The sequence below is a fragment of the Gordonia aquimaris genome (assembly GCF_026262595.1).
GTDB lineage: Bacteria > Actinomycetota > Actinomycetes > Mycobacteriales > Mycobacteriaceae > Gordonia > Gordonia tangerina.
In genome coordinates this window covers 153,158-159,618 of the sequence record NZ_JAPKFM010000009.1, presented here as the reverse complement: position 1 = coordinate 159,618, position 6,461 = coordinate 153,158, and the positions used below count along the sequence as shown (strand labels likewise).

Below are 6,461 nucleotides of genomic sequence, written 5' to 3'. Positions count from 1 at the left end.
TCACCCGCCGATCGATCTCGATACGCCACTCACTACGTTCGCGGCTACTCGATCCACGGAGTAGTCCGAGGCGCTAGCCGAGGACGTATCGAGATCACGCAACCCTCATCGCCAACGGCCTCCGGCGACTGCGGCCGGAACTCGGCCCTACCCCTCGGCTTGCAGCCGGAGCCCCTCCAGCAACAGCTCCAGTCCGGCTCGGAACTGATCGATGTCGCGGTGACCGTCGAACTCGTCGACGATGTAGTGCATGAACGGGAAGCGCTCCGGGTCGAGTGCGCGCCAATTGTCGGCGACACCGTGTAGATAGGTCTCCGCGGCGACCGTGCCGTCGAGGACCTCCTGCGGTGGGTCCTGTCCGAGGTCGGCGGCCACGCCGATGACATAACCGAGAATCGCCGATACCGCGTGAAAACACTCCCGGGGCGGAAGGCCCAATCGCATCACCTGTTCGCCGATGCGTTCGTAGAGCAGTAGCGCGTTGGACTGAATGGTCGTGTTGCGCATGAAGTATGCAGCCAGCCAGGGCCGCTTCTCGATGGCCGTGAAGACAGCGATCGCGATACCCCGGGTGTTGTCGATAGGGTCCCCGTCGGCGGCGAGATCCTCGGTGTCCGAAAGCATTCCGGCCACCACATGGTCGGTTGCGCGGTCGAGCAGTTCATCCTTGTTCGACACGTACCAGTAGATGCTGCCGACGCCACCGCCGAGCCGGGCGGCGAGCGCTCGGAAGGTGAGGGCCGGTTCGCCGGCCTCGTCGAGCAGTGCCACCGCCGTCTCGACGACGGCCTCGAGTGAATGCGTGACGCGACGCCGGGTCCCACGCGCTCCAGGTGCCATTCGTCTATCCCATCACATTGCCTCTCGCTGTCTTGTCACGGATCGAACGCCGTTCTAGTATCGAACTATGTTCGAGAACCGAACAACGTTCGACGAAAGGAGGTGCTGCGATGACCGCCGCTACCCAAACTTCCCCGACCCGCACCTATGGGTCACTGAGCGCCGCGTGGATTCCGCTCGCGGCGCTGTGCTTGGCCTTCTTCGTGGAGATGGTCGACAACACCCTGCTCACCATCGCCCTGCCGACGATCGGCCGTGATCTCGGCAGTGGAACCACTGCATTGCAGTGGGTGACCGCCGCCTATTCGCTGACGTTCGGCGGACTGTTGCTCACCGCGGGCTCCGCCGCCGATCGCCTCGGCCGACGACGCGTGCTGCTTGTCGGCCTATTCGCTTTCGGCCTGATCAGTCTCGGCGTCGTCCTCGTCCATTCCGCCGGTGAGCTGATCGCGCTGCGCGCTGCGCTCGGTGTTGCGGCGGCCGCGATGGCGCCGATCACCAACTCGCTGGTATTCCGGCTCTTCGAGAGCGACAGACTGAGGATGCGTGCGATGACGCTGATGATCATCGTCGGCATGAGCGGCTTCATCCTCGGGCCGCTGCTGGGCGGCACCGCATTGGTCCACCTCAGCTGGGAGTGGCTGCTGGTGGTGAACGCGCCGATCGCACTGATCGCGTGGATCGGGGTGCGCCTCGGTGTGCCGGCCGATCGTCCCGAGGACCTCACCGACGACCGGCTCGACCTGCCCGGGGCCGTGTTGAGCATCGCCACCATCGGCCTCGCCTGCTACATGCTGACCAGCGGCGTGGAACACGGATGGGCCTCGCTCATCACAATCGGGTGTGGGCTGGGCGCGGTGCTCGCCCTGGCAACCTTTGTCTGGCACGAGCGCCGCACGGCCCAACCGATGCTGGATCTCGGCGTGTTCACCTCGGGCACCGTGCGTGGCGCTGCCATCGCTCAGATCGGCACCTCGATCGCCATGGCCGGCGTGATGTTCGGTCTCATCCTGCACTTCCAGTACGCCTACGGGTGGAGCCCGATGAAGGCCGGCCTGGCGAACCTACCGATGATCATCACGATGATCGCTGCGACGCCGATCTCCGAGGGGTTGGCCAAGCGGTTCGGGCATCGGATCGCGTGTCTGGTCGGTGCGGTGCTGCTGGGCGGTTCACTGGCCGGTCTCGCCTGGGGCGTCGACCACGGGTACCTCGCGATCGCCGTCTTCATGGTGACGCTGACCATCGGGCTGCGCACGGTGATGACCATCTGTGCGGTGGCTCTGGTCGATGCGATGCCGGAGAACCGCACCTCGATCGGCGCCGCCCTCAACGACACTGCCCAGGAGGTGGGGACCAGCATCGGCACCGCAGTCGTCGGCACCTTGATCGCGGTGCTGGTGACGGCGACGTTGCCCGCAGGGGTGTGGAGCACCGATCTGGTGACATCGTTCTTCCACGGTGAGCGGATCACCTACGCGGTGCTGGCTGTGGTCGTCGGTCTGATCGCCGGATTCGGCGCGCTGACTCTCACCAATTCGCATGCGACCGAAGAGCCGCAACCGATTTCGTAGTATGAAGCGGCTCGACGTGCCGCTTCATACTACGAATCCACAGAACAGGGCAGGCTCAGCGGTCGATCGAGAACCGCACCGCCGCCCGAACCTGCGCCGCGATCGCCGACCCGGCACCCAGCGGCCAACGACTCATGATGTATTCGGCAGCCTCGTCGATGGTGAGTTGGCGAGTGGAATTGCCGCTGCGCACCCAGAACTCGGGATCGGCCTTCTTGCCGGGCCGCAGATACACCGGTCTCGTCGACGGCGAGCAGATGATCCGGCACACCGGTCGTTGACCGTCGTCGGCTGCAACGTCCTCGATCGTGACCCCGATGGCCGCGGCCGCGTTCTGCCCGAACGACGTCGAGAACAGGTCTCGCAGCCACAACTCGAAGCGGTCGGCGTCGGGCACCTTCATCGTCGCGTAGTCGCGGTCGAGGCCCAGTGGCCGGCCGTCGTCGTCGACACCGATCAGCAGGGTGCCCCCGCCGGAGTTGAGAAACCCCGACACCGTCTTGACGATCACATGCTCCATGCGGGCGTCCTTCTCGCCGGTGTGCATGTTGACCCGCGCGGTCGATTTGAACTCCAGCCGATCGGACTCGCCTGCGGCCATCAGTTCGGTCAGAGTGGCGCGCGGCGGATGAACCCGTGCGATCACCGCGGTGTAGGTGAACACGGCGGCGATGGACCCCACCAGCCCGAGGATCACGGTCAGCCCGCTCCACAGCTTCAGGTTCGAGTCCAGCGCGCCGGCGATCAACAGTCCGATGGCGGTACCGACGATCGACAAGACGATGGAGGTCGTCACGTTCATCTTCGCCCGATCGCGAAGGGTCCAGCGGGCCACGCCGCCGAACGCCCAGGCGATGATCAGTACCACGACCAGCGCTATCGCTGTTGCCCACACCGGCACGGCAAATTCAATCGGGCCGACGGCCGCCAGATTCACTGCATGCACAGCAGACAGTATGGCGAAGGGGTCGGTCAGCGGGCTGATGCGGTCAATCGCACATCGCCAGTGAGCCCGTACACCCGCCGCGCATTCCCGGACCCGATCAGCTCGGCCACCCGTAGCGCGTCGTCGAGTGCCCACGCGTCGGAGTCGACGAATCGTTGCAGGACCTTCGCCAGGCCATGCCGCCACAGCTGCGCGCCCAGGTAGTGGAGCTCGGCCGGACCGTACGCATCCGACGAGTAGAGCACCTTGCGGAAGGGTGCCAACTCGAGCGAACGTGCGATCAGTTCGGGGGCGCGGGCGCCGAGATGGTTCACCGCGAGCCCGACGTCGACGTAGACGTTGCTGAACGCCTGGGCTAGATATCCGGCTTCGCGTTCGAACGGATAACAGTGCAGCAGCATGACCGGCGTGGTGCCGCTGGTGCGCAGAAAGTCGAGAAGCAGTAGGGGATTGGTGCGGTGCAGGTCGGCATCGCGATCACCGAGTCCCACGTGCAACTGCAGTGGCTTGCCCAGCCGTAGCCCGCGATGCAGTCCGAAACGCAGCAGCGTGCGATCGGTGAGTCGGGTGCCGCCGACCTCGCGCCAGCGTCGGGCGGCGTCCTCGACCTGCGCCGGCTCCGGGTCGGTGAGATCCCCGTCGAACCCGCCGCGATAGGCGATGATCGACTTGGCGCCCACCGCATCTCGGGCTCGTTCGGCGAGGATCTCGTCGAAGGCATCCGCGTAGCTGCCGCCGCGCGTGACCGCATCCTCGGCGATCGATTCGAGCCGGAGCACCTCGTGCGCGGCAGACCCCGACCACCGGGCCAGCAGGTCGACATCTGCCACGCCCGGCAGCCCGGTGTCGACGACCCAGTCGGACACACCGGCGGCACGCAGGAACCGATGTGCGATGTCGACCTCCGCCGACTCTGCGCGCCGAGCCCAGTAGACGTCCGCCGGTGCGTGCACCGGCAAGCCGAGAATCGGCGCACACCAGCGGCGCAGCGCGAACCCTATCTGCGTATCGAAGGGCGCATCGTCGGCGGACACCGGCTCGGTGTTCGCCTCATTCAAGGCATTCTCGAAGCGGGTGCGGTCGACGCTGTCGATCCAGCAGCCGTGCACATGGTGATCGATGAGCGGCATCGTCGCGACGTGTTCGGCGATCGGCCCCGGCGACGCCATCGGGTCACACGCTCCAGGCGAGGCGGAACCGCTCGGTCAGAGTGTCGGCCGTGTGGTCGGGGAAGTTGTCCACCTCATAGCCGCGCACGGCGACCAGGGCATCGACCGCCGGGTCGCCGAGAATCGCCCGCACCGTTGTCGAAGCATCCAAGGTGTCGACGATCGCGCGTTGATCCGCGGACAGCGGTGCGATGTCGGCTTCGGCGCGCTGCTGGTCGGTCAGCGTGGCCGGGTCCACGGTGACCTCCGGTGGCAACGGCATCTCCAGTGCGATGCCGAGAGCCGCCGCACCGAGGATCGCTGCGGTCGCGAAGTACACGTTGGCAGAGGGGTCGATGGCTTTGACCTCGACGTTCGCGCCGCGCGGGGTGGCCGGACCGGAACGGATGAGGCGGACCGCAGCTTCGCGGTTCTCCACGCCCCAGCACGCGAACGCGCCGGCCCATTGTCCGGGCAGCATCCGTAGCCCCGAGACGACCGAGCCGCTCAATACGCCTTGCAAGTCGACCATTGCGTCGACGAGCCCGGCGATCGCGTTCGCGCCCAGCGCCCTCAGCCCGGTTGGCCCGGGCCCGCCGGAGAACAGCGGTTGATCGTCCTGCATCAGCGAGATGTGTTGGTGTGCTCCGCATCCAACGCCGTCGGCAAACGGCTTGGGTGAGAAGCTGACGCGCAATCCGTGCCGTCGGGCGACGCGACCGAGAACGATCCGCGCCAACACCACCTGATCGGCGGCGGCAACCGGGTCGCGGGGTTCGATGGACAGTTCGAACTGCGAGCGGCCGTACTCGGGATGAAATTGCTCGACGCCGACGCCCGCCGCATGACAGTCCGCCAACACCTCACGGACAAACTGTTCGTGTTCCAGGACACCGGCCGCGCCGTACTGGGCCCACAGGTGTGCCGGCAGTTGCTGTCCTTCCGGGCCGGTCAGCATGAACTCGAGTTCATGCCCCACCATCGCGCGCAGACCGGTGCGGCCCAGGCTGTCGACGACCCGGCGCAATGTTCCGCGCGCACACTGCGGCACCGGAGCGCCGGCTTGGTCGAAGAACTCGCCGGGCGCCCACACCAGGGTCGCATCGAGAGTGTGCATCGCTTCGAGGTCGACACGGATGCGCTGATCGCCGACGACGCCGATGGCATCGGTGAACGCGATACCGACCTGATCGGCGGCGAACGCGTGCCAGGTCGGACTGGCACCGAGCCCGGGGGAGGCAAACGCCGGCACCCGGACCTGTGGCACGGTTTTGGCGAGGATCAGACCTGCGGGGTTGACGATCGTGCCGAGGAGAACGGTCGGATCGGTACCCTTTGTGCCGCCCGGTGCGCCCGATTGCATACCTCTCAGTGTCGTGCCCGCGCGCGTCCGCCGCACGGGAAACGGCGGACGCGCGTGCCGGCGGTCAACTCTCGTAGCGATACGGCAGGTACTGCACGTTCCAGTGGTTTCCGTCCGGGTCGTCGAAGTAGACGAAGTGTCCCCACGGCTGCACATCGACTTCGCTGGCGTCGACCCCTGCGTCCAGGAGTTGGGTACGTGCCGCGTTGATATCGGACACGCACAGCATCAACTGGCCCACGTTGGGTCCGGGGTCTTCGACGATGCCCTTGCCGAAGGCGATGGAACAGGCGGATCCGGGCGGGGTCATCTGCACGAATCGGATGTCGTCGCTGGGCGACTGGTCGTGGTCGGGATGGAATCCGATCCGGGTGTAGAAGTCCTTGGTGCGGTCGACGTCGGTGACGGGGAGAAACGCGACTTCGAGTGTCCAGTCCATGACGATGCCTCTCGTGTGTGGTCAGTGAATGTGGGCGAGTTCAGTGTGACCGGCATCGAGGACATATTCGGTCCTCGATGCGCGAGCCGAGACGATTCCCCTTCGGCGCGTCTTTTCGGCGGTGTCCGACGCATGCCGCGCCCACGCAATA

6 protein-coding genes are annotated in these 6,461 nt (G+C 66.2%); 1 reads left to right on the top strand and 5 read right to left on the bottom strand.

Annotated elements, in window-relative coordinates:
- Positions 1-147 precede the first annotated feature (147 nt).
- Entirely contained in the window at positions 148-840 is a 693-nt protein-coding gene (locus OSB52_RS11115; RefSeq protein WP_266061672.1) for a TetR/AcrR family transcriptional regulator, read from the bottom strand.
- A 110-nt stretch (positions 841-950) separates the two neighbouring features.
- On the opposite strand from OSB52_RS11115, the gene OSB52_RS11110 reads away from it, so the two are divergent.
- The gene (locus OSB52_RS11110; RefSeq protein ID WP_266061671.1) at positions 951-2,414 is read left to right on the top strand and encodes an MFS transporter; all 1,464 of its coding nucleotides are present in this window, start codon (positions 951-953) and stop codon (positions 2,412-2,414) included.
- Positions 2,415-2,469: 55 nt separating this feature from the next.
- Here the strand turns inward: OSB52_RS11110 and OSB52_RS11105 are convergent, their stop codons facing one another.
- The 4 genes from OSB52_RS11105 to OSB52_RS11090 all read right to left on the bottom strand — a co-directional run bounded on the left by OSB52_RS11105 (position 2,470) and on the right by OSB52_RS11090 (position 6,310).
- Positions 2,470-3,360: an ATP-binding protein gene (locus OSB52_RS11105; protein ID WP_266061670.1), complete on the bottom strand. Its 891-nt coding sequence runs from the start codon at positions 3,358-3,360 to the stop codon at positions 2,470-2,472.
- A gap of 26 nt (positions 3,361-3,386) precedes the next feature.
- Positions 3,387-4,529, bottom strand: a complete 1,143-nt coding sequence (locus OSB52_RS11100; protein WP_266061669.1) for an amidohydrolase family protein — start codon at positions 4,527-4,529, stop codon at positions 3,387-3,389.
- Between the two features lie 4 nt (positions 4,530-4,533).
- Positions 4,534-5,871, bottom strand: a complete 1,338-nt coding sequence (locus OSB52_RS11095) for a type I glutamate--ammonia ligase (protein ID WP_266061668.1) — start codon at positions 5,869-5,871, stop codon at positions 4,534-4,536.
- Positions 5,872-5,935: 64 nt separating this feature from the next.
- Positions 5,936-6,310, bottom strand: coding sequence for a VOC family protein (locus OSB52_RS11090; protein ID WP_266061667.1), 375 nt, complete (start codon positions 6,308-6,310; stop codon positions 5,936-5,938).
- Between the last annotated feature and the right edge of the window lie 151 nt (positions 6,311-6,461).

Bases quoted from the DNA above. Each gene is read 5' to 3' on its own strand.
- OSB52_RS11115 (WP_266061672.1), bottom strand. From the start codon at position 840: ATGGCACCTGGAGCGCGTGGGACCCGGCGTCGCGTCACGCATTCACTC.
- OSB52_RS11095 (WP_266061668.1), bottom strand. From the start codon at position 5,871: ATGCAATCGGGCGCACCGGGCGGCACAAAGGGTACCGATCCGACCGTT.
- OSB52_RS11110 (WP_266061671.1), top strand. From the start codon at position 951: ATGACCGCCGCTACCCAAACTTCCCCGACCCGCACCTATGGGTCACTG.
- OSB52_RS11090 (WP_266061667.1), bottom strand. From the start codon at position 6,310: ATGGACTGGACACTCGAAGTCGCGTTTCTCCCCGTCACCGACGTCGAC.
- OSB52_RS11100 (WP_266061669.1), bottom strand. From the start codon at position 4,529: ATGGCGTCGCCGGGGCCGATCGCCGAACACGTCGCGACGATGCCGCTC.